This window comes from Stenotrophomonas sp. AS1, from assembly GCF_048957655.1.
GTDB lineage: Bacteria > Pseudomonadota > Gammaproteobacteria > Xanthomonadales > Xanthomonadaceae > Stenotrophomonas > Stenotrophomonas bentonitica_A.
This window is the reverse complement of sequence record NZ_JARVXM010000003.1, coordinates 405,558-427,863: the sequence shown is the minus strand read 5'-3', so window position 1 is coordinate 427,863 and position 22,306 is coordinate 405,558. Positions and strand designations below refer to the sequence as shown.

Here is a 22,306-nt window from a genome sequence, read left to right as displayed (position 1 = left end):
GCGTGCTTCGTCGGCCGTGCCCGTGTAGTGCCGGCCGCTGGCCGGCTACCTGCCGATGGCGATCAGCGTCGGCTCAAACGATGTACGGCTTCCACCAGCACCTGCACGTGCTCGGGATTCATGTCCGGGGACATGCCGTGGCCGAGGTTGAAGACATGGCCTTCGCGGGAGCCGCCGTTGCCTTGGGCGTAGCTGTCGAGCACTTGCCCGGCGGCGCGTTCGATGGCGGCCGGATTGCCGTAGAGCGTGGTCGGGTCGAGGTTGCCCTGGAGGGCGACGCGGCCGCCGGTGCGGGCGACGGCGTCGGCGAGGTCCAGGGTCCAGTCCACGCCGAGCGCGTCGGCGCCGGTGTCGGCCAGGGCGCCGAGGTGCAGGCCGGTGCCTTTGCCGAACAGGATCAGCGGGGTGCGGTCGCTGCCTTCACCGCGTTCGAGTTCCTGGGCGATGCGGGTCAGGTAACGCAGGGAGAATTCGCGGTACATGGTCGGGCTGAGTACCCCGCCCCAGGTGTCGAAGACCTGCAGGACCTGGGCGCCAGCCGCGCGCTGGGCGGCGAGGTAGGCGATCACCGCATCGGTGACGACCGAGAGCAGCTGGTGCAGGGCGGCCGGTTCGTTCAGGGCCATCGCCTTGATGCGGGCGAAGTCCTTGCTGCCGCCGCCTTCAACCATGTAGCAGGCCAGCGTCCACGGGCTGCCGGAGAAGCCGATCAGGGGCACGCTGCCGTCCAGTTCGCGGCGGATCACGCGTACAGCGTCCATCACGTAGCGCAGTTCGGTTTCCATGTCCGGCACGGCCAGTCTGGCGATGGCGGCCGCGTCGCGGACGGGGTGGCGGAACTTCGGGCCTTCGCCTTCGACGAAGTACAACTCCAGGCCCATCGCATCGGGGATGGTCAGGATGTCCGAGAACAGGATTGCCGCGTCGAGGTCGAAGCGGCGCAGCGGCTGCAGGGTGACTTCGCAGGCGATGTCCGGGTTCTTGGCCATCGCCAGGAAGCTGCCGGCCTTGGCGCGGGTGGCGCGGTACTCGGGCAGGTAACGACCGGCCTGGCGCATCAGCCAGACGGGGGTGCAGTCCACCGGTTCGCGGCGCAGGGCGCGCAGCAGGCGATCATGGCGGGAGGGGCTGGTCACGGAACGCTTCCTTGGGATCTGGTGGCGCGGGGCCGAATGGGGTCAGTGCGGCGGTGGCCGCTCAGTGCGGCGCGTCGCCGCTGGTGTAGGTCACTTCGTAGCCGCGGTGCAGGTGCGCATCGCGTGCCTTTTCGAACGCGGCCAGCGCCAGGTCTTCCTGCAGGTACAGCTCGCGGCGCAGTTGCCCGCGCCCGCCGATCGGGCCGGACTCCAGCAGCAGCTCCCAGCCGCCGAACAGGTCCGGTTGCAGGGTGAGCTGGAGATAGCGGGCCGGATCGGCACCGCGGGGATGTTGGTGCAGGAAGACGCGCATGCCCCGATTGTAGCCGTGAACGCCGGAGGCGGCCGTCAGCAACGGGGCAGGTGCGGCGGAACGTCGCAGGCTCAGCCGGCGGCCAGCACGCGCAGCACGTCGGCCTCGTCGACGTCGGCGACGACTTCGGCGCGGCCGATGCCACGCCACAGCACCAGCCGCAACCGGCCGGCGACATTCTTCTTGTCCAGCCGCATCCGGGCCAGCAGCGCCTCGGGCGCCAGGCCGGCCGGAATGGCCACCGGCAGTTCGTAGCGCAGCAGCAGCTCGCGCAGCTGCTCGGTGTCTGCCTCCTCGCTCATGCCCAGCTGGGCCGACAGGCGCGCGGCCAGCACCATGCCGACCGCGACTGCTTCGCCGTGGTTGAGGTTGTCGTTGCCCGGCGCGCCGTAGCCCTGTTCGGTCTCGATCGCGTGGCCGAAGGTATGGCCAAGGTTGAGCAGGGCGCGTTCGCCCTTTTCCAGCGGATCGCGCGCGACGATCTCGGCCTTGTGCTCGCAGCTGCGCGCGATGGCCTGGGCCAGCGCGGTGTCATCGCCGGCCAGCAGCGCGGCATGTTCGGCCTGCAGCCACTGGAAGAACAGCGGATCGCGGATCGCGCCGTACTTGATCACTTCGGCCAGGCCGGCGCGCAGCTCGCGGGGCGGCAGGCTGCGCAGGGCGGCGGTGTCGGCGATGACGGCGCGCGGCGGGTGGAACGCCCCGACCAGGTTCTTGCCTTCGGGGATGTCCACCGCGGTTTTGCCGCCGACCGAGGAATCGACCATCGCCAGCAGCGAGGTCGGCAGCTGCACGCAGTCCACGCCGCGCATCCAGCAGGCCGCGGCGAAGCCGGCCAGATCACCGGCCACGCCACCGCCGAGGGCCATTACGCAGGCATCGCGGGTGGCGCCGAGGGCGGCCAGGGCGGTGATCGCATCGCCGAAGTGGGCCAGGGTCTTGGAGGCTTCGCCGGCCGGCAGCACCAGCTCGCCGATCAGCAGGTCCGGGCGCGTGGCCAGCAGCGCCGCCTTCACCCCTGCCAGGTAAAGCGGGGCGACCGAGGAGTCGCTGAGCAGCAGCACGTGGCGGCCACGCACATGGCGGGCCAGCAGGTCTCCCTGGCCAAGCAGGCCGGGGCCGATGTGGATGGTGTAGGGGGTGTCGCCGCTGACGGCAACGGTACGCGGGGCGGGGGTCATTCAGGTGTTTCCTGTCGCTGCCACTGCGCGGCCAGGCGCAGCACCAGCTGCGCAGTGGCCTCGGCGGGCGTGTAGAGATCGGTATCCAGCGTGAGGTCGGCCAGGCCCTGGTAGAGCGGATCGCGGGCGGCGGCCATGTCGTGCAGCACCTGCTCGCGGTCCGGGCGCTGCAGCAGCGGGCGGCCGCGGTCGCGGGCCAGCCGCTCCAGCTGGGCCGGCACGCTGACCCGCAGGTAGACCACGAAGCCGCGCCGGGCGATGGCCGCGCGGTTGTCCGGGTCCAGCACGGCGCCCCCCCCGGTGGAGATCAACTGGCCGTGGCCGTCCAGCAGAGCGTGCAGGACCTGGCGTTCGTGCTGGCGGAACCCGGCTTCCCCGGCGAGTTCGAAGATCGCCGGAATGCTGGCGCCGGTGCTGTCCACGATGGCCTGGTCGGCATCCACGAAGTCCAGCGTGAAGCGCTCGGCCAGCCGGCGCCCGATGCAGGTTTTGCCGGCGCCCATCGGGCCAATCAGGATCAGGTTCGGAGCGGGATTCATTACCCTCGATCCTAACATCTCCGTGCCATCGCCTTTACGCGGCGGCCCCCATGGTGGGCGGGTGCGGACTGTCCCGCGCGCCACCGGAGCGAACCATGTCTGTCGCCAAGATCATCGAGATCAACGCCTCGTCCAAGACCAGCGTCGAAGACGCCGTGCGCAGCGGCCTGAAGAAGGTCTCCGAGACGGTCAAAGGCATCCAGGGCGCCTGGATCAATGAAACCAAGGTGGTGACCGATGGCGAAGGCAACATCACCGAGTGGCGGGTGAACCTGCGCGTGACCTTCCTGGTCAGCTGATCGCCGCGGGCTCGGCTCCGGCGCCGGTCAGCGCGTGGCGACGATCCGGCGCTGCTCGTTCAGCGCGATCACCTTGTCCGCCCGTTCCGGCAGGGTGCGCAGGGCCTGGCGGCTGACCCGTTCGTAGTACTGCACGAACCGCTCCAACTGGGCGCGGCTCATGCTGCTGCGGTCGGGCTGGGCGGCCTGCAGGTTCTGCTCCTGCTGCCAGCGCCAGCGCGGGATCACTGAGAAATCCGGCGGCTGCAGGAACCACAGCCGGTCGCATCGCTGCCACAGCGCGGGGTACTGCTCGGCCAGTGCCTGATTGCACCAGCGCCGCCAGCGGCCATCCACATCGGCCTCGCGCTCGAGTGCATTGAGCGGTGGCTCCAATTCGGCCTCACCCTGCGCGGGCGTGCCAAGGAACCAGCCTTCGAACACCAGCAGGTCGAGGGGACCGTCGATGCGTGTCCAGTCTTTCTCCGGCAGGCGCTCGTCAGCGAGCTTGTCGAACCGGGGCAAGGCGACCGGCCCACCAGCGGCGACCGCGTTCAGCGTGGCATGGGCCAAGGCCAGATCGTGGGTGCCCGGCGGGCCGCGGGTCAGCAGCAGCGGGTGGACCTGCCGCGCCAGGCGTTGGCGCTGGGCACGGGTCAGGTAGACATCATCGATGGAAAGCATGGCCGCGCGCAGGCCGCGCGTTTCCGCCAGCGCCACGACCTGGGCGGCCAGCGTCGATTTGCCGCTCCCCTGCAGGCCGCTGATCGCCAATACTGGGATGGCCGCACCGCAGCTCAATGCGTCATCCAGCGCCTGCGCGACCAGCGCATCCGGAAAACCTTTTGTCGGGGGCATGTACGCAGGTGCAGCCATGCAGCGACAATAAACCCAAACCGCGTGACAAGAAAACCGCCATGACCGATCTGTATGCCGAAGCGTTGTCCACCTTTGCCGGGCTGTTTGAAGAAGCCAAGGCGAGCCGGGAAGTCGAACCCAATGCGATGACCGTGGCCACCGCCGACCAGAACCGCCAGCCTTCGGCGCGCACGGTGCTGCTCAAGGCCTTCGACGAACGCGGTTTCGTGTTCTACACCCATCTGGACAGTCACAAGGGCCGTGAGCTGCAGGCCAATCCGCAGGCCGCGCTGCTGTTCCTGTGGCGCAGCCTGCGCGAGGCCGGCATCCAGGTGCGCATCGAAGGGCGGGTGGAGCAGGTCAGCGATGCCGAGGCTGATGCGTACTTCGCCTCGCGCCCGCGCATGAGCCAGATTGGCGCGTGGGCGTCGCTGCAATCGAAGACGCTGGCCTCACGCGAGGAGTTCGATGCACGCGTGGCGACCACCGAGGCCAGCTTCGACGGCCGCGATGTGCCGCGCCCGGACGGCTGGAGCGGCCTGCGCGTGGTGCCGCAGCGGATCGAGTTCTGGTACGGCGCGCAGTTCCGCCTGCACGAGCGCTGGTGCTATGAGGTCGGCGCCGATGGCCAGTGGAGCAAGCGGATGCTGTTCCCGTAAGGGCGCGTCCATCGGAAACCGCACGGGGCGCGCCGGGTGGGAAGGCGCCGGTTAGGATCGGGCGGACGACGATGTCTGCCTTGGAACCGCTCTGTCATGTTTCCTTTTGTCCTGCCTGCTGAACCCCGTGTCGCCCCTTCGCTGCTGTTACTGCTGTCGCGCATCGCCGCGGGCACCATGTTCGCCGTATCGGGATGGAACAAGCTGTTCACCGACGACGGCAGGGATCGCATGCTGGCCACACTGGTGGAGGCGGGTATCCCGTGGCCGGCGGCCAGCGCCCCTGCAGTGGCGATGGTGGAGTGGGTGCTGGGCACCACCCTGGTGCTTGGCGTGCTGCCGCGCCTGTCGGCCGCAGCGCTGATGATGATCTGCGCGGTAGCGGCCTTCACCGACGGTATCGGGCGCATCCCGGCCGGCTTGGGACCGTTGGATTGGCTGAGCTGGTTCCTGTATCTGCCGGAGGTGCCACTGGGCGTGGCCCTGGCGTGGGTGTGCGTGCTGGGCGCGGGGCATTATGCGCTGTGGACCGGCCGCGGCGCTTCGCCGACGGCGCGAACAGTGGCGCGCAGCGCCCGCGATGCGGGCTCCTGCATACTTCCGGAGGAATCCACCTGTGCACGGACCTGTTACATGACGACCGCATCCGCTTCTTCGCCCGCCATCGATCTGTGCGCGGCCGCCCTGGCAGCCGACGTGGCGACCGTGCAGGCCGGCCTTGCGGCGGGCGCCGATGTCAGCGCAGAAAACGCCTACGGCTTCACTGCGCTGGAATGTGCGGCGCGCGCCACGAATGACACCCCGGCGGCCCAGCATCTGCAGGTACTGCGTTTGCTCATCGATGCAGGAAGCCCGCTGGAACACCTCGGTCGCGGCGGGCGGACCGCGTTGTACCTGGCCGCGGAATTCGCGCTGGAGTGCGCGCCGGTGCAGATGCTGCTCGACGCCGGTGCGAACCCGGCGGTGCACGATGGCTTTGGCAACCATATCGTCGTCAACGCGATGGTGCCGGAGGTGCAGGCGCTGCTGTCTGCGGTGACCGGCCACCCCATCCCGGTGAAGGCCGAGCCGCGGCCGCCGCAGAAGATGCGGGCCGCCGACTGGCGCGCCGCGCACGCCAGGATCACCGCGGTGTTCGCCCGTCTGGAAGACCAGGGCATCGTCACCGCGCAGGACGTTGGCCTGACCCAGGAGGATGGCTTCACCGACACCGCCCAGCAGTTCATCGCGCGCGGCGGCATGGACGCCGGCCTGCTCGGCCTGTGCTTCTACACCCGGCAGGACCTCAACCGCGCCAAGCGCAGCAGCGATCTGAGCCTGGGCTTCTGGGCCGGGCCGGAGGGCGCCGGCGCTGCCATGGAGCAGGTCGGGCGCAGGATCGTGGACGCGTTCACTGCAGCAGGGCTGGTGGTGGACTGGGATGGCTCGGCATCGCATCGGCCCACGGTGGACCTGCGCGGGGTGGCCTAAGCCGCGTCCTTACCCGGCGGTGCTGCGCAGCCAGCGCCACAGCGTGGTACGCGACACGCCCAGCGCCTGGGCGACCTGCTCACGGTTGCCGCCGTGGGCATCGAGCAGCTGCTGCAGTGTGTCGTTGCCGGGGCGCGTGGCCGCGCGCTGGGGCGGGCCGTCCGGCGCTGCGTCTGCCACGGCGCGCGCGGCGACGGGCGAGGACGCCAGCTCCGGCACCCAAGCCTGCATCTGGGCCAGCGCCAGCTCGCCCCGCCCGTGCGACCAATGGATGCGCAGCCGATCGACCATGTTGCGCAGTTCGCGTACGTTGCCCGGCCACGCGTAATCGCACAGCCGCTGCAGCGCCGGGGCGGCGAGCGGCGACGGCGTGCCGCCCAGCAGGCTGAAGAAGTGTTCCAGCAGCAGCGGCACATCCTCGCGCCGTTCGTGCAGCGTCGGCAGCGCGATGCGCAGTGCGGCCAGGCGGTAGTAGAGATCGCGGCGGAAACGTTGTGTGTCCACCAGTGATTCCAGCGTCTGCAGCGTGGCGGCGACCACGCGTACGTCCACCGGCGTCGGCTCGGTGGCGCCCACGCGCAGCACTTCGCGCTCTTCCAGAACACGCAGCAACCGGGTCTGCAGCGGCAACGGCAGTTCGCCGATTTCATCCAGGAACAGGGTGCCGCCGTCGGCCGCTTCCACCAGGCCCACGCGACCGCCGCGGCGGGCGCCGGTGAAGGCCCCTTCGTTGTAACCGAACAGCTCGGCTTCGAGCAGGGATTCGCTGATCGCCCCGCAGTTCAGCGCGACGAAGCGGCCACGCCGGCCGCTGGCGCTGTGCAGTTGCCGGGCCACCAGTTCCTTGCCGGTGCCGGTGGCGCCGGTGATCAGCACCGTGCTGTCGTAGGGCGCATACAGTGCGATGTGCTCGCGCACCTGCTGCATCGCGGCGCTGTCGCCGAGCAGGGCATGGTCGGCATCGCGTCGCTTGGGCGGTGCCCGCCGCCGCAACGAGGACGCACCGGAGCGGGCCAGGGTCTGGGTCAGCTCCAGTGCATGTTCGAAGGCCTGTCGTACCGAGTCGGCCGAGTACAGCAGCACGCCGGGCAGCCCGACCTGCTCGGCATGGTCGATCGCCATGCCGGTGCCGACGATGACCTCGATGCCATTGGCGCGCATGTCCGCGATGCAGTCGCGCGCGTCCTCGCGGGTGACGAAGCGGCGATGCTCGATGTCCAGCCCGAAGCTGTGCTGGAAACTGCCGAAGGTCGGCACATCGGTGGCATGGGTGACCAGGCCGATCCTGGGGGCGATTCGGCGTGCGCGCGCCAGCGCTTCCATCAGGTCGAAGCCGTTGGCCTGGATCGGGACCAGCGGCACCTCCAGCCGGCTGCGCAGGTAGGCCGCATTCGAGCCGCCGGCGATCACCACGTCGCAGTGTTCGCGGCGCAGGCGCTGGCCGATCACATCCACCGCCTCCTCGAAGCCGAGGTTGATGGGCACGATGCGGGCGCGGCGGTCGAACTCCGGGATCACATCGCCGAGCAGGCCGGTCAAGCGCGACACGCTGACCGTCCAGATCACCGGCAGCTGGCCGGCCTCCGGATCGGACAGGCGGGAGCTGTGGCGGGGCAGGCTGATCGACATGGGCGTGTTTCAGTGTTTCAGTTCCAGCCATGTTACAGGTGTTTCAATGTTTCAAGGTGAAACATCCTCGTCCCGGTGTTGAATCAATGAAATCAGTTACTTGCGAGCTGGCACGGCCCTTGCGCTTATTCACCGGTCAACCACGATGGAATGCCGCATGAGCACCCCTGTTTCCTCCGCTGGCGCCCGTTTCCGCGCCGCACTGGCCGCCGAATCCCCGTTGCAGGTGATCGGTGCAATCAACGCCAACCACGCGCTGCTGGCCAAGCGTGCCGGTTACCGGGCCATCTACCTGTCCGGCGGCGGCGTCGCGGCCGGCTCGCTGGGCCTGCCGGACCTGGGCATCAACACGCTGGAAGACGTGCTGATCGACGTGCGCCGCATCACCGATGTGTGCGACCTGCCGCTGATGGTGGACATCGACACCGGGTTCGGCCCGAGCGCGTTCAACATCGCGCGCACCGTCAAGTCGCTGATCAAGGCCGGCGCGGCTGCCTGCCATATCGAAGACCAGGTCGGCGCCAAGCGCTGCGGTCACCGGCCGGGCAAGGAGATCGTGTCGCAGGGGGAGATGGTGGACCGGGTCAAGGCCGCCGCCGATGCCAAGACCGATCCGGACTTCTTCCTGATCGCGCGCACCGATGCCATCCAGGTGGACGGTGTGGATGCCGCGATCGAGCGCGCCATCGCCTGCGTCGAAGCCGGTGCCGACGGCATCTTCGCCGAGGCCGCCTACGATCTGGACACCTATCGCCGTTTCGTCGATGCGGTGAAGGTGCCGGTGCTGGCCAACATCACCGAGTTCGGTGCCACGCCGCTGTTCAGCCGCGATGAACTGGCTTCGGCCGGCGTCGCCATCCAGCTTTTCCCGCTGTCCGCGTTCCGTGCTGCCAACAAGGCGGCCGAGAACGTGTATGAGACCATTCGCCGCGAGGGCCACCAGCGTAATGTGGTGGAGGCGATGCAGACCCGCGAGGAACTTTACGACCGTATCGGTTACCACGCCTTCGAGCAGCAGCTCGATGCGTTGTTCGCCGCCAAGAAGTAAGACCGCACACTAGTTTTCTGGAGGGATCATGAGCGACACCACTACCGCCCCCGGCTTCAAGCCGAAGAAATCCGTCGCCCTGTCGGGCACCGCCGCCGGCAACACCGCGCTGTGCACCGTCGGCCGCAGCGGCAATGACCTGCACTACCGCGGGTATGACATCGCCGATCTGGCCAACACCAGCGAGTTCGAGGAAATCGCGCATCTGCTGGTTCACGGCAAACTGCCGACCCGCGCCGAGCTGGTGGCCTACAAGACCAAGCTGAAGTCGCTGCGGGGCATCCCGGCCGCGGTCAAGGCCGCGCTGGAAGAACTGCCGCCGTCGGCGCACCCGATGGACGTGATGCGCACCGGCGTCTCCGTGCTGGGCTGCGTGTCGCCGGAGAAGGATGACCACAACCATCCGGGCGCGCGCGACATCGCCGACAAGCTGATGGCCTGCCTGGGCTCGATGCTGCTGTACTGGTACCACTGGAGCCACAACGGCCGTGCGATCGACGTGGAGACCGACGATGACTCCATCGGTGGTCACTTCCTGCACCTGCTGCACGGTGAGAAGCCGCAGGACTCGTGGGTCAAGGCGATGCACACCTCGCTGATCCTGTATGCCGAGCACGAGTTCAACGCCTCGACGTTCGCCTGCCGTGTCATCGCCGGCACCGGCAGCGACATGTACAGTGCGATCACCGGCGGCATTGGTGCCCTGCGCGGTCCCAAGCACGGCGGCGCCAATGAAGTGGCCTTCGAAGTGCAGAAGCGCTACGACAGCCCGGATGATGCCGAGGCCGACATCAAGGCCCGCGTAGAGCGCAAGGAAGTCGTGATCGGTTTCGGCCACCCGGTCTATACCGTCAGCGACCCGCGCAACAACATCATCAAGGAGGTCGCGCGCGACCTGTCCGCCGAGCAGCAGAACGTCAAGATGTACGACATCGCCGAGCGTCTGGAATCGGTGATGTGGGACATCAAGAAGATGTTCCCGAACCTGGATTGGTTCAGCGCGGTCAGCTATCACATGATGGGCGTGCCGACGGCGATGTTCACCCCGCTGTTCGTAATCGCGCGTACCTCCGGTTGGAGCGCGCACATCATCGAACAGCGCATCGACGGCAAGATCATCCGCCCGAGTGCGAACTACACCGGCCCGGAAGACCAGGCCTTCGTGCCGATCGACCAGCGCAAGTAAGACCGACGTACCGCACCCGTTCGCGGGTGCTTTGCGGAACAGGCCGGCGCGATGCCGGTCTGCTCCGTTGCGGCGTCGCTACTCCTTCTTCGCCGGTGTCACGACGCCCCGGCCCGCCAACAAGCAGCTATCGCCAGCCATGAATACTCAGTACCGCAAGAACCTCCCCGGCACCGCGCTGGACTATTTCGATACCCGTGCCGCGGTCGATGCGATCCAGCCCGGTGCCTATGCCACGCTGCCGTATACCTCGCGCGTGCTGGCCGAAAACCTGGTGCGCCGCTGCGACCCGGCCACGCTGGAGGCCTCGCTGCGCCAGCTGATCGAGCGCCGCCAGGACCTGGATTTCCCGTGGTTCCCTGCGCGCGTGGTGTGCCATGACATTCTCGGCCAGACCGCCCTGGTCGATCTGGCCGGCCTGCGCGATGCCATCGCCGATGCCGGCGGTGATCCGGCGCAGATCAACCCGGTCGTGCCGACCCAGCTGATCGTGGATCACTCGCTGGCGGTGGAATTCCCCGGCTTCGACAAGGCTGCGTTCGAGAAGAACCGCGCCGTCGAAGACCGCCGCAATGAAGACCGGTTCCACTTCATCAACTGGACCAAGAAGGCGTTCAAGAACGTCGACGTGATTCCGCCGGGCAACGGGATCATGCATCAGATCAATCTGGAGAAAATGTCGCCGGTCGTGCAGGTGCGCGACGGGGTGGCCTTCCCGGATACCTGCGTGGGCACCGACAGCCACACCCCGCACGTGGACGCGCTGGGCGTGATCGCGATCGGCGTGGGCGGCCTGGAAGCGGAGAGCGTGATGCTCGGCCGTGCCTCGTGGATGCGCCTGCCCGACATCATCGGCGTGGAACTCACCGGTCGCCCGCAGCCGGGCATCACCTGCACCGACGTGGTGCTGGCGCTGACCGAGTTCCTGCGCAAGGAGCGCGTGGTCGGTGCGTGGATCGAGTTCTACGGCGAGGGCGCCAACGCGCTGACCATCGGCGACCGCGCCACCATTTCCAACATGACGCCGGAGTTCGGCGCCACCGCGGCGATGTTCTACATCGACCAGCAGACCCTGGATTACCTGCGCCTGACCGGCCGCGAGGACGACCAGGTCGCACTCGTGGAAACCTACGCCAAGGCCACCGGCCTGTGGGCCGATGATCTGGTCACCGCGCAGTATGAGCGCGTGCTGCAGTTCGACCTGTCCACCGTGGTGCGCAACATGGCCGGCCCGTCGAACCCGCACAAGCGTGTGGCGACCACCGACCTGGCCGCCCGCGGCATCGCCGACGAAGGCAAGCTCGCCTCGGGCAAGCAGGAACAGGCCGATGGCCTGATGCCCGATGGCGCCGTGATCATCGCCGCGATCACCAGTTGCACCAACACCAGCAACCCGCGCAACGTCATCTCCGCCGCCTTGCTGGCCCGCAATGCCAACCGAGCCGGGCTGACCCGCAAGCCGTGGGTGAAAAGCTCGCTGGCGCCCGGCTCCAAGGCCGTGCAGCTGTATCTGGAAGAAGCCGGCCTGCTGACCGAACTGGAGCAGATGGGCTTTGGCATCGTGGCCTTCGCCTGCACCACCTGCAACGGCATGAGCGGCGCGCTGGACCCGAAGATCCAGCAGGAAGTGATCGACCGCGACCTGTATGCCACCGCCGTGCTTTCGGGCAACCGCAACTTCGACGGCCGCATCCATCCGTACGCCAAGCAGGCGTTCCTGGCCTCGCCGCCGCTGGTGGTGGCGTATGCGATCGCCGGTACGGTGCGCTTCGATATCGAAAAGGATGCGCTCGGCCACGATGCCGATGGCAACCCGATCACGCTGAAGGACCTGTGGCCGAGCGATGCCGAGATCGACGCGGTGGTCAAGGCCTGCGTCAAGCCGGAGCAGTTCCGCAAGGTCTACGACCCGATGTTCACCTTCAAGGTGGAACACGGTGCACCGATCAGCCCGCTGTACGACTGGCGCCCCCAGAGCACCTACATCCGCCGCCCGCCGTACTGGGAAGGCGCGCTGGCCGGGGCCCGCAGCCTCACCGGCATGCGCCCGCTGGCGGTGCTGGGCGACAACATCACCACCGATCACCTGTCGCCGTCCAACGCGATCATGGCCAGCAGCGCGGCCGGTGAGTACCTGGCCAAGATGGGCCTGCCCGAGGAAGACTTCAATTCCTATGCGACCCACCGTGGCGACCATCTCACCGCGCAGCGTGCGACGTTCGCCAACCCGAAGCTGATCAACGAAATGGCCGTGGTCGATGGCCAGGTCAAGCAGGGGTCGCTGGCGCGCGTGGAGCCGGAAGGCGAGGTCACCCGCATGTGGGAAGCGATCGAAACCTACATGGACCGCAAACAGCCGCTGATCATCATCGCCGGCGCCGACTACGGCCAGGGCAGCTCGCGTGACTGGGCCGCCAAGGGCGTGCGCCTGGCTGGTGTGGAAGCGATCGCGGCCGAAGGCTTCGAGCGCATCCACCGCACCAACCTGATCGGCATGGGCGTGCTGCCGCTGGAGTTCAAGGAAGGCGTGAACCGCAAGACGCTGGGCATCGACGGCACCGAGACCTTCGACGTGCTCGGCGAGCGTGTGCCGCGTGCTGAGCTGACCCTGGTCATCCACCGCCGCAACGGTGAACAGCTGCGGGTGCCGGTCACCTGCCGCCTGGATACCGCTGAAGAGGTCTCGATCTACGAGGCGGGCGGCGTGCTGCAGCGGTTCGCCCAGGACTTCCTGGAATCGGCGCAGGTGATGTGACGGTATGCCAGGCCCGCCCGCGAGGTGCGGGCCTGGCGCGTCGCTGGCATGGGGCCATCGGCGCGTAGGTTCCACAATAACCGGAACAGGCGGCGACATGTTTTACACCGTGGCGGGCGCGATCAATACCGCCTTCATCCTGCTGAGCCTGGTGGGTGTGTGGGCCCAGCTGCGCAAGGTGTGGCAGCGCCGCGCGAGCGCGACGGCGGGCGCAATCGCCACCGATATCCTGTCGCTTAACCAGTTCACGGTCGGTTTCCTCGCCTACCTGTCGTTCTTCGTCTACGGCTACAGCATCCAGCCGTTCAACCACTTCATCGTGTGGCCGCGCCTGCTTGCCTCGGTGCTTATGCTGCTGATCCTGAGAGAGATCTGGACGGACCGGCGCAGCCGCGCTGCGACCGCCAGCCTTGTCGTGGCGTGCGTGGCGCTGTTGTGCGCACTGCTGGGCCTGGTGTGGGGGCAGCGTCACGTGGATGAGGGGCGCGTGCTCGCCTCGGCGATGATCGTGGCCGTTACCGCGCTGCTGGCCCAGGGCTATGCGCACCAGATCCTGCTGATCTGGCGCTCCGGCCGCACGGGCGCGGTGTCGCTGCGGATGAGCCAGCTGATCCTGCTGATGGACATCTCCACCATCGTGTTCGCCTTCGCCATGGGCCTGCGTCTGGGCTGGCCGTTGCTGCTGCTGGCCGTGGTCAGCGGGAGCACCAAGCTGATCATCCTGTGGCTGTTCCGCTGGGAGCGTCGTAGCGCGGTGGCCGAAACAGCGAAGCGGCGGGATGAACGAGGCGGAGTTGCGATCAATGAGATGTAGGTGCACACTTTTATGGCAAAAATTGCCAAAGAGGTCTGATCATGGCCACGATGAACATCTCGCTCACCGATCCGCTCAAGCAGTTTGTCGATGAGGAAGTCAGCCAGGGGGGGTACTCCAGTACGTCCGACTACGTGCGCGACCTGATCCGCCAGCGCCAGCGGCAAAAGGCCGAAGAGCTGCTGCGCAGGTTGATTGCGGAGGGCTTGGCGTCTGGCCCAAGTGCCCCGGTCACCTCGGCAACTTTCGAGCGGATGCGCCGTGACCTGGCAGAGCGGTTGGACCGTGAAGCGGATTGAGTGGCGGCCACGCGCGGAACAGGACGTGGCCGACGCTGCGCTCTGGTTCGCGCGTCAGGGAGGGTTGGCGCTGGGCGAACGGTTCATCGCGACGGTGGATGCCACACTGCTGCGGAACGCGGCATTTCCTGGGGCAGGGTCCGCTCGGCACGCTTGGGTCAGCGATGACCTGCCGGTCCCACTGCGATTCGTGATCTTGCCCATCTTTGATCGCTATCTGGTCTATTACCTTGACCTTCCGGACCGCGTTGACATCCTTCGCGTCTGGGATACCTCGCGCGGGCTCGATGCATTGATGGATCAGACGCCATGACCGTCCTCCGGTGCACGCAGCGCCATTCAAGCGGATGACGCATTCGCTCGTCCCCATCCATCCTGCACGGACATGATTTCATGACCCATCTCCCCCAGCTCCGCATCCCTGCCACCTACCTGCGCGGCGGCACCAGCAAGGGCGTGTTCTTCAAGCTGACCGATCTGCCTGCCGCGGCGCAGGTGCCGGGACCCGCCCGCGATGCGCTGCTGATGCGCGTGATCGGCTCGCCCGATCCGTATGCCAAACACACCGATGGCATGGGCGGCGCGACCTCCAGCACCAGCAAGTGCGTGATCATTTCCGCGCCGTCGGTGCCGGATCACGACGTGGACTACCTGTACGGCCAGGTCTCGATCGAGACCGCCTTCGTGGACTGGAGCGGCAACTGCGGCAACCTCAGCACCGCGGTCGGCCCGTTCGCGATCAGCAACGGACTGATTGACCCGGCCCGGATCCCGCACAACGGTTTGTGCACCGTGCGGATCTGGCAGGCCAATATCGGCAAGACCATCCTGGCGCATGTGCCGATCGTGGACGGCCAGGTGCAGGAGGATGGCGATTTCGAGTTGGACGGGGTGACCTTCCCGGCGGCGGAGATCCAGCTGGAGTTCCTCGACCCGTCCGATGATGGCGACGGCGAGGGCGGGTCGATGTTCCCGACCGGCAATCTGGTCGACACGCTCGACGTGCCCGGCGTGGGCAGCTTCCAGGTGACGATGATCACCGCCGGCATTCCCACCATCTTCCTCAACGCAGCCGACCTGGGCTACACCGGCACCGAACTGCAGCCGGCGATCAACGAGGACAAGGCCGCACTGGCCCGCTTCGAGGCGATCCGCGCGCACGGCGCGGTGCGCATGGGGCTGATCGAGACCATCGAGCAGGCCGCGACCCGCCAGCACACGCCGAAGGTCGCGTTCGTCGCCCCGGCGCAGGACTACGTGTCTTCCAGCGGCAAGCAGATCGCGGCCGGTGATATCGATCTGCACGCACGCGCGCTGTCCATGGGCAAGTTGCACCACGCGATGATGGGCACTGCCGCAGTCGCCATCGGCACTGCCGCCGCGATCCCGGGCACCCTGGTGAACCTGGCCGCCGGGGGCGGCGAGCGCGAATCGGTGAGCTTCGGTCATCCCTCCGGCACCTTGCGCGTGGGCGCGCAGGCGGCCCTCGTTGACGGTCAGTGGACAGTCACCAAGGCCATGATGAGCCGCAGTGCCCGCGTGTTGATGGACGGTGCCGTACGGGTGCCCGCGACGACCTTGTAACACCCAACAGGAGAATCACGATGTCCGGTCATGACAGCCACAGCAACCAGCGTCCCGCATGGGACACGGTCCTGACCGACATCGTCGATTACGTTCGCGACTATCAGGTCAGCTCGCCGCTGGCGTATACCACCGCGCGGCACTGCCTGATCGATACGCTGGGCTGCGGGCTGGCCGCGCTCTCTTTCCCGGCCTGCAGCAAGCTGCTCGGGCCGGTGGTGCCGGGCATGCGCGTGATCAACGGGGCACGCGTGCCCGGCACCCGGTTCGAGCTCGACCCGGTGCAGGCGGCCTTCAACATCGGCGCGATGATCCGCTGGCTGGATTTCAACGACACCTGGCTGGCGGCGGAGTGGGGGCACCCCTCCGACAATCTCGGCGGCATCCTCGCCACGGCCGATTGGCTCAGCCGCAATGCCGAGGCGCTGCGGCGCGCCCCGCTGACCATGCGTGATGTGCTCGCCGCGATGGTCAAGGCGCATGAGATCCAGGGCTGCCTGGCGCTGGAGAACGCCTTCAACCGGGTCGGGCTGGATCATGTGGTGCTGGTCAAGGTGGCCTCCACTGCGGTCGTGTCGCACATGCTCGGCCTGGATCGCGAGCGCATGCTCAATGCCGTGTCGCTGGCGTGGGTGGATGGGCAGTCGCTGCGCACGTACCGGCACGCGCCCAACACCGGCTCGCGCAAGAGCTGGGCGGCGGGCGACGCCACCAGCCGTGCGGTGCGCCTGTCGCTGATGGCCGCGGCCGGGGAGATGGGCTACCCCAGCGCGCTGACCGCGCCGACCTGGGGCTTCTACGACGTCTCCTTCGGCGGGCAGCCGTTCCGCTTCCAGCGGCCGTACGGCAGCTACGTGATGGAGAACGTGCTGTTCAAGATCAGCTACCCGGCCGAGTTCCATGGCCAGACCGCGGTCGAAGCGGCAATGGACGTGCATGCGCAGATGCGCGCCACCGGAAAACGCAGCGAGGACATCGCGCAGATCACCCTGCGCACCCAGCAGGCCTGCCTGCGCATCATCGACAAGCCGGGCCCGCTGCATAACCCGGCCGACCGCGACCACTGCGTGCAGTACATGGTGGCGATCGGGCTGATCTTCGGCCGGCTGGTCGCCGAGGACTATGAGGATGACGTCGCTGCCGATCCGCGCATCGATCCGCTGCGGGCGAAGATCACCTGCGTGGAAGACCCGCGGTTCACCGCCGATTACCTGGACCCGGACAAGCGCAGCATCGCCAACGCGCTGCACGTCACCTTCTCTGACGGCAGCACGATGGACGCTGTGGTCGAGTACCCGCTGGGCCACGCCCGGCGCCGGGCCGAGGGCATCCCGCTGCTGGAGGACAAGTTCCGCCGGCACCTGGCTGGGGTGTTTCCGACCGTGCAGCAGCGCCGGATCCTCGAGGCCTCGCTGGACCCGGTCGCGCTGGAGGCAATGCCCGTCCACGAATACGTGGACCTCTACCTCGCCACGTAGAGCCGACCGTTGGTCGGCTGCCTTTCGCCGCGCACCTGCCCCCCGACCATGACGCCCGCACTGCCAGGGCTCTCCGCCTCCGGACGGACCGGGACGGCCCGTATACTGGCCGCCTTGTTCAAGGAGTGACGTCATGGCTAGCCGCAGTCGGTTCGGGCAGTGGAGCTGGAAGGGAATCGCAGGCCTGGCGCTGGTCGTCGGCCTGGCCATCGGCGTCGGGGGCTGCAAACGCAACGAAAGTGGCCAGCTGCCAGCCCCGTCCGGCGCACCGATCGCGGCCAAGGCCGAGGCCATCACCGAGTTCACCCTGGTCCGGGCCTACCCCGATCAGAAAAGTGACGGCCTGTCGCTGGCGCTGGAGTTCTCGCGCCCGCTGGTCGGCACCCAGGATTTCGACGCGCTGGTCCGCTTCGCCGAGAAGGTCGGCACCGAGGACAGCAGCTGGTCGCTGTCCGATGACGGCAAGACCCTGCGCTATCCGTTCGTGGAAGCGGCCAAGGAATACTCGCTGATCGTCTCCCCCGATCTGCTCGCCGCCGATGGCAGCCGGATCGGCAAGGAGCTGCGCCAGAAGGTCTTCACCGGCGAGCTCAAGCCGGTGGCCGGGTTTGCTTCACAGGGCAGCGTGCTGCCTGCCAAGGACAGCCGCGGCCTGCCGGTGGTCTCGGTCAACGTGCCGGAAGTGGACGTGGAGTTCCTGCGCGTGCGCGAGAAGGAACTGCCGAACTTCTTCAGCCAGTACCAGCGCGGCGGCCGCCGCGGCAGCTGGGAGCTGGACAGCGACTACGGCGACAAGACCCCGATGTCGCAGCTGGCCGAGCCGGTCTACGTCAACCGCTTCGTGATCGGCGGCAAGCAGAACGAGCGCGTGCTCACCTACCTGCCGACCCAGGACATCAAGGAGCTGCAGCAGCCGGGCCTGTACTTCGCGGTGATGAAGCGCAGCGGTTCGTTCGAAGGTGAGTACGACACCGCCTTCTTCACCGTCAGCGACATCGGCCTGCATACGCGCGCCTACAAGGACAAACTGTTCGTGCACACCGCCTCGCTGCAGAGCGGGGCATCGATGAAGAAGATCGAGCTGCGCATCCTGGATGGAAAAGGCGAGGTGGTGCTCAAAGGCGCAACCGACGGCAATGGCAATGCGCTGCTCAATTACACGTTGGATGCCAGCCACGTGCTGATCGCCAGCAGTGGCGGTGACACCTCGATGCTGCCGTTCAACCAGCCCGCGCTGGACCTGAGCGAGTTCGCCGTGGCCGGGCGCGACAACGCCTGGTTCGACGTGTTCACCTGGTCGGGCCGCGATCTGTACCGCCCGGGCGAGACCGTGCGCATCTCCGCCCTCCTGCGCGACAACGACGGCAAGCCGGTGAAGCCACAGCCGGTGTTCCTGCGCCTGAAGCAGCCCGACGGCAAGACCTTCCGCGAGACCCGCCTGACCCCGGGCGAGCAGGGCTATTTCAGCTTCGAACAGCTGATCCCGGCCGAAGCGCCAACTGGGCGTTGGCAGGTGGAGTTCCGCACCAACCCGGCCAGCAAGGAAGCGATCCAGGGCATGACCCTGCGCATCGAGGAATTCCTGCCCGAGCGCATGAAGCTGGACCTGGACAGCGCCCAGAAGACGCTCAAGCCGGGCGAGCCGCTCAAACTGCAGGCCGATGCCGCGTATCTGTACGGTGCACCGGCTGACGGCAACCGCTTCACCGCACGGTTGGCCGTGGCGGCCGAACAGTCGCCGGTCGAGTCGCTGCCGGGCTATTTCTTCGGCGACCCGACCACCGCGCTGCCGCGCGAGGCGCGTGACGTCATCGATACCGAGTTCCCGGCCGACGGCAAGCTGCGCCAGGACGTGGAGCTGCCGGCCGAGGTGAAGCCGACCGCGCCGATCGCCGTCGTACTGTCCGGCAGCGTGTATGAAACCGGTGGCCGCACGGTGACCCGCACCCTGAAGCGGGTGATGTGGCCAGCAGCCGCCCTGGTCGGTGTGCGCCCGCTGTTCGATCCCAAGGACGGCGCCGACGCCAACAGCACGGCGCGCTTCGAGCTGATGCGCGTGGACGCGGCGGGCAAGCCGCAGCCGGCCAAGGGCCTGAAGGTCACGCTGGTGCGCGAGCTGCGCGACTATCACTGGACCTTCAACGACAACCGCTGGGATTACGACTTCACCCGTCGCTTCGAGAACAAGGACACCCGTACCGTCGACGCCGGCAGTGCCGCGGTCGGTGTTGATTTCCCGGTGGAGTGGGGCGAGTACCGGCTGGACGTGTTCGACCCGGCCACCGGGCTGACCAGCCGCTATCCGTTCAACGCCGGCTGGAGCTGGAACGACGACAACCGCGGCCTGGATGCGCGCCCGGACAAGGTCAAGCTGGCCCTGGACAAGACCGGCTACAAGGCCGGCGATACCGTGCGCGTCACCGTGACCCCGCCGCATGCCGGCAAGGGCGTGCTGATGGTCGAGAGCGACAAGATGCTCTACGTCCAGGATATCGACGCCAAGCCGGGCAGCACCTACGACATTCCGGTCACGGCCGAGTGGGAACGCCACGACGTCTACATCACCGCACTGGTGTTCCGTGGCGGCAGTGCCCCGAGCAAGATCACCCCGGCCCGTGCGGTCGGCGTGGTGCATGTGCCGATGGACCGCAAGGCACGCCAGATCGCGGTCGGCCTGGTCGCACCCAAGCAGATGCGTCCGGAGCAGACGCTGCCGGTCACCGTGAGCGCCCCGCAGCTGGCCGGCAAGGTCGCGCATGTGACCGTCTCGGCGGTGGATGTGGGCATTATCAACATCACCCGCTTCCCGGTGCCCGATGCCGCCGCGCACTTCTTCGCGCAGCGCCGCCTGGGTGTGGATGCCTATGACATCTACAGCCGCGTGATCGAAAGCTTCGACGGCAGCAGCGGCAAGTTGAAGTTCGGCGGCGACATGGCGCTGGCGGCGATGCCGCAGGCCAAGCGCCCGACCGCGCGCGTGCAGACGGTGGACCTGTTCTCCGGCCCGGTGAAGCTCGATGCCAAGGGCATCGCCCGGGTCGCGCTGAAGGTGCCGGACTTCAACGGCACCCTGCGCGTGTCGGCGCTGGTGTATGCCGATGACCAGTATGGCAAGCGTGACGTGGAGACCGTGGTGCGCGCGCCGATCCTGGCCGAGGCGAGCATGCCGCGCGTGATGGCGCCCGGCGATACCAGCACCGTGACCCTGGACGTGCAGAACTTCACCGGCACGCCGGGCGAGTTCAAGGTGCAGGTGGATGGCATCGGGCCGCTCACCCTGGGCGAGTCCAGCCGCACGCTCAAGCTCAACGCCGACGCCAAGAGCACGCTGAGCTTCCCGCTGACCGCGCACGAGGGCTACACGGTAGCCAAGGTGCGCGTACGCGTGGACGGCAACGGCTTCAAGGTCGATCGCCGCTATGACCTGCCGGTGCGCGCGGCGTGGCCGCAGGTACTGCGCGCACAGACCCGCACGCTGGATCCGCTGGCCGCGGTCACGATGGAAGCCGGGCTGGCCGATGGCCTGATGAACGACTCAGTGACCGCGCGCATGCTGGTCAGCGCGCTGCCGCCGATTCCGTTCGCCAGTGCCTTGAACGGCGCGCTCAATTATCCGTATGGCTGCGCCGAGCAGACCACCAGCAAGGGCTACGCCGCGCTGATGCTGGATGAGGCGACCTCGGCCATGCTCGGAGCGGACGGGCTGGATGCCAAGACCCGCCGCGAGCGCATGGAAGGTGCGTTCGGCCGCCTGGCCTCGATGCAGGTCGCCAACGGCAACTTCTCGATGTGGGGCGACGACGGCTACATCAACCCCTGGCTGACCCCGTACATCGCCGAGTTCCTGCTCGATGCCAAGGAGGCCGGCTTCGCCGTGCCGGACAACGTGCTGCAGAAGGCACTGAACCGGCTGAGCGAAGACCTGCTCTCCGGTGGCAACCAGTTCTATGGCGAGGATCGCCGCGAGAACCTGAAGTTCGCCAACCAGGCCTATTCGGGCTACGTGCTGGCCCGGGTCAACCGTGCGCCGCTGGGGACCCTGCGCGCGCTGTATGACAACGAGCGCAGCAAATCACTGACCGGCCTGTCGCTGGTGCACCTGGGCATCGCGCTGTCGCTGCAGGGCGATCACAAGCGCGGCGATGCGGCCATTGCCGCCGGCTTTGCCAAGCGCGCGGACGACCGTCCGGCCTACTTCGGCGATTACGGCAGCGCGGTGCGCGATGACGCGCTGATGATCGCGCTGCTGCACGAGCGCAAGCTGTCCAAGCCGGCCTACGATGCACGTGCGGTCGATCTCGGCCGCGCGCTTGACGCCCGCCGCAACAGTGGCTGGATGTGGCTGAGCACCCAGGAGCAGGTGGCGCTGGCGCGCATGGGCAAGGCGCTGTCGGCCAACCAGAAGAAGCTGGTATCCGGTGAGCTGGTGGTCGGTGGCGAAAGCGAGAGCATCTCGGCGCGCCGCATGTTCGGCCGCAGCTTCGACTACGCCGCGCTGGCCAAGGGCGTGCGCTTCACCCCGCAGGGGGAGCCGCCGATGTTCGCCAGCCTGGAAGTGGCCGGCATTCCGCGCAACCCGCCGGAACCGGACAGCCGCACGCTGGGCGTGGAGCGCAGCTGGTACACCACCGACGGCAAGCCGTGGACGCTGCGTCCGCTGAAGGAAGGCGAGGCCCTGATCGTGCGGGTCAGTGTCACCCCGAACGTGGACATGCCCGATGCACTGCTGACCGATCTGCTGCCGGCCGGGTTGGAGATCGAGAACTTCAACCTGGGCGATGCCAAGCAGTGGGCCGATGTGGTGGTCGATGGGTTGAGCGTCAACGACCGCGGCGATGCGGCCAACATCAAGCACGAAGAGTTCCGCGACGATCGCTATGTGGCCGCGCTGAAACTCTCCCGTGGCAGCACCGCCAAGGTGTTCTACCTGGTACGTGCGGTCACGCCGGGCACCTACCGCGTGCCGCCACCGCTGGTGGAGGACATGTACCGTCCGGACCTGCGCGGCGTAGGGCGCAGCCTCCCGGCATCGCTGACCGTGGTGCAGCCCTGATCGCAGGGCGGGCCGTCCGCCTGACG

Annotated in this window: 18 protein-coding genes; 12 read left to right on the top strand and 6 right to left on the bottom strand. The window is 67.7% G+C overall.

What is annotated here, in order from left to right:
• Positions 1 to 62: 62 nt before the first annotated feature.
• The 4 genes from hemE to PV764_RS06175 all read right to left on the bottom strand — a co-directional run bounded on the left by hemE (position 63) and on the right by PV764_RS06175 (position 3,169).
• Entirely contained in the window at positions 63 to 1,136 is a 1,074-nt protein-coding gene (hemE, locus tag PV764_RS06190) for a uroporphyrinogen decarboxylase (RefSeq protein WP_019186067.1), read from the bottom strand.
• 61 nt (positions 1,137 to 1,197) lie between these two features.
• Positions 1,198 to 1,449: a WGR domain-containing protein gene (locus PV764_RS06185; protein ID WP_019186068.1), complete on the bottom strand. Its 252-nt coding sequence runs from the start codon at positions 1,447 to 1,449 to the stop codon at positions 1,198 to 1,200.
• Between the two features lie 71 nt (positions 1,450 to 1,520).
• The gene (aroB, locus tag PV764_RS06180) at positions 1,521 to 2,630 is read right to left on the bottom strand and encodes a 3-dehydroquinate synthase (RefSeq protein WP_399619304.1); all 1,110 of its coding nucleotides are present in this window, start codon (positions 2,628 to 2,630) and stop codon (positions 1,521 to 1,523) included.
• Positions 2,627 to 3,169 carry a shikimate kinase gene (locus PV764_RS06175; protein WP_019186070.1) on the bottom strand — a complete coding sequence of 181 codons (543 nt, stop codon included), beginning with the start codon at positions 3,167 to 3,169 and terminating at the stop codon, positions 2,627 to 2,629. Before PV764_RS06175 ends, aroB begins: the two co-directional genes overlap by 4 nt.
• A 95-nt stretch (positions 3,170 to 3,264) precedes the next feature.
• Here PV764_RS06175 and PV764_RS06170 point away from each other — a divergent pair, with 95 nt between their 5' ends.
• Positions 3,265 to 3,468 (top strand): dodecin family protein, encoded by a 204-nt coding sequence (locus PV764_RS06170; protein WP_019186071.1) that lies wholly within the window; start codon positions 3,265 to 3,267, stop codon positions 3,466 to 3,468.
• 27 nt (positions 3,469 to 3,495) lie between these two features.
• Here the strand turns inward: PV764_RS06170 and PV764_RS06165 are convergent, their stop codons facing one another.
• Positions 3,496 to 4,323, bottom strand: coding sequence for a kinase (locus PV764_RS06165; RefSeq protein ID WP_421116320.1), 828 nt, complete (start codon positions 4,321 to 4,323; stop codon positions 3,496 to 3,498).
• 41 nt (positions 4,324 to 4,364) lie between these two features.
• On the opposite strand from PV764_RS06165, the gene pdxH reads away from it, so the two are divergent.
• Together pdxH and PV764_RS06155 are read left to right on the top strand one after the other, a co-directional pair.
• Entirely contained in the window at positions 4,365 to 4,964 is a 600-nt protein-coding gene (gene pdxH, locus PV764_RS06160; RefSeq protein ID WP_046272701.1) for a pyridoxamine 5'-phosphate oxidase, read from the top strand.
• A gap of 96 nt (positions 4,965 to 5,060) precedes the next feature.
• Positions 5,061 to 6,434: a DUF6891 domain-containing protein gene (locus tag PV764_RS06155; protein WP_421116319.1), complete on the top strand. Its 1,374-nt coding sequence runs from the start codon at positions 5,061 to 5,063 to the stop codon at positions 6,432 to 6,434.
• A gap of 9 nt (positions 6,435 to 6,443) precedes the next feature.
• Here PV764_RS06155 and prpR read toward each other — a convergent pair whose 3' ends face one another.
• Positions 6,444 to 8,057 (bottom strand): propionate catabolism operon regulatory protein PrpR, encoded by a 1,614-nt coding sequence (gene prpR, locus PV764_RS06150; RefSeq protein ID WP_421116376.1) that lies wholly within the window; start codon positions 8,055 to 8,057, stop codon positions 6,444 to 6,446.
• Between the two features lie 163 nt (positions 8,058 to 8,220).
• Here prpR and prpB point away from each other — a divergent pair, with 163 nt between their 5' ends.
• The 9 genes from prpB to PV764_RS06105 all read left to right on the top strand — a co-directional run bounded on the left by prpB (position 8,221) and on the right by PV764_RS06105 (position 22,280).
• Positions 8,221 to 9,111, top strand: coding sequence for a methylisocitrate lyase (gene prpB / locus PV764_RS06145; protein ID WP_070425708.1), 891 nt, complete (start codon positions 8,221 to 8,223; stop codon positions 9,109 to 9,111).
• Between the two features lie 28 nt (positions 9,112 to 9,139).
• Entirely contained in the window at positions 9,140 to 10,297 is a 1,158-nt protein-coding gene (gene prpC / locus PV764_RS06140; protein WP_123730477.1) for a bifunctional 2-methylcitrate synthase/citrate synthase, read from the top strand.
• 139 nt (positions 10,298 to 10,436) lie between these two features.
• Positions 10,437 to 13,052, top strand: coding sequence for a Fe/S-dependent 2-methylisocitrate dehydratase AcnD (gene acnD, locus PV764_RS06135; protein ID WP_421116318.1), 2,616 nt, complete (start codon positions 10,437 to 10,439; stop codon positions 13,050 to 13,052).
• 109 nt (positions 13,053 to 13,161) lie between these two features.
• Entirely contained in the window at positions 13,162 to 13,866 is a 705-nt protein-coding gene (locus PV764_RS06130; RefSeq protein WP_421116317.1) for a hypothetical protein, read from the top strand.
• A 41-nt stretch (positions 13,867 to 13,907) separates the two neighbouring features.
• Entirely contained in the window at positions 13,908 to 14,165 is a 258-nt protein-coding gene (locus PV764_RS06125; protein ID WP_019186079.1) for a type II toxin-antitoxin system ParD family antitoxin, read from the top strand.
• Complete coding sequence (locus tag PV764_RS06120) at positions 14,128 to 14,478, top strand: type II toxin-antitoxin system RelE/ParE family toxin (protein ID WP_421116316.1); 351 nt, start codon at positions 14,128 to 14,130, stop codon at positions 14,476 to 14,478. Before PV764_RS06125 ends, PV764_RS06120 begins: the two co-directional genes overlap by 38 nt.
• Before the next feature lie 80 nt (positions 14,479 to 14,558).
• Entirely contained in the window at positions 14,559 to 15,749 is a 1,191-nt protein-coding gene (gene prpF / locus PV764_RS06115) for a 2-methylaconitate cis-trans isomerase PrpF (protein ID WP_019186081.1), read from the top strand.
• Positions 15,750 to 15,769: 20 nt separating this feature from the next.
• Positions 15,770 to 17,227, top strand: coding sequence for a bifunctional 2-methylcitrate dehydratase/aconitate hydratase (locus PV764_RS06110; protein ID WP_421116315.1), 1,458 nt, complete (start codon positions 15,770 to 15,772; stop codon positions 17,225 to 17,227).
• Positions 17,228 to 17,360: 133 nt separating this feature from the next.
• Positions 17,361 to 22,280 (top strand): alpha-2-macroglobulin family protein, encoded by a 4,920-nt coding sequence (locus tag PV764_RS06105; RefSeq protein WP_421116314.1) that lies wholly within the window; start codon positions 17,361 to 17,363, stop codon positions 22,278 to 22,280.
• Positions 22,281 to 22,306: the final 26 nt, after the last annotated feature.

Bases quoted from the DNA above. Each gene is read 5' to 3' on its own strand.
- prpC (WP_123730477.1), top strand. From the start codon at position 9,140: ATGAGCGACACCACTACCGCCCCCGGCTTCAAGCCGAAGAAATCCGTC.
- PV764_RS06105 (WP_421116314.1), top strand. From the start codon at position 17,361: ATGGCTAGCCGCAGTCGGTTCGGGCAGTGGAGCTGGAAGGGAATCGCA.
- acnD (WP_421116318.1), top strand. From the start codon at position 10,437: ATGAATACTCAGTACCGCAAGAACCTCCCCGGCACCGCGCTGGACTAT.
- PV764_RS06110 (WP_421116315.1), top strand. From the start codon at position 15,770: ATGTCCGGTCATGACAGCCACAGCAACCAGCGTCCCGCATGGGACACG.
- PV764_RS06185 (WP_019186068.1), bottom strand. From the start codon at position 1,449: ATGCGCGTCTTCCTGCACCAACATCCCCGCGGTGCCGATCCGGCCCGC.
- PV764_RS06125 (WP_019186079.1), top strand. From the start codon at position 13,908: ATGGCCACGATGAACATCTCGCTCACCGATCCGCTCAAGCAGTTTGTC.
- pdxH (WP_046272701.1), top strand. From the start codon at position 4,365: ATGACCGATCTGTATGCCGAAGCGTTGTCCACCTTTGCCGGGCTGTTT.
- PV764_RS06165 (WP_421116320.1), bottom strand. From the start codon at position 4,323: ATGGCTGCACCTGCGTACATGCCCCCGACAAAAGGTTTTCCGGATGCG.
- prpF (WP_019186081.1), top strand. From the start codon at position 14,559: ATGACCCATCTCCCCCAGCTCCGCATCCCTGCCACCTACCTGCGCGGC.
- aroB (WP_399619304.1), bottom strand. From the start codon at position 2,630: ATGACCCCCGCCCCGCGTACCGTTGCCGTCAGCGGCGACACCCCCTAC.
- PV764_RS06170 (WP_019186071.1), top strand. From the start codon at position 3,265: ATGTCTGTCGCCAAGATCATCGAGATCAACGCCTCGTCCAAGACCAGC.
- PV764_RS06155 (WP_421116319.1), top strand. From the start codon at position 5,061: ATGTTTCCTTTTGTCCTGCCTGCTGAACCCCGTGTCGCCCCTTCGCTG.
- PV764_RS06175 (WP_019186070.1), bottom strand. From the start codon at position 3,169: ATGAATCCCGCTCCGAACCTGATCCTGATTGGCCCGATGGGCGCCGGC.
- prpB (WP_070425708.1), top strand. From the start codon at position 8,221: ATGAGCACCCCTGTTTCCTCCGCTGGCGCCCGTTTCCGCGCCGCACTG.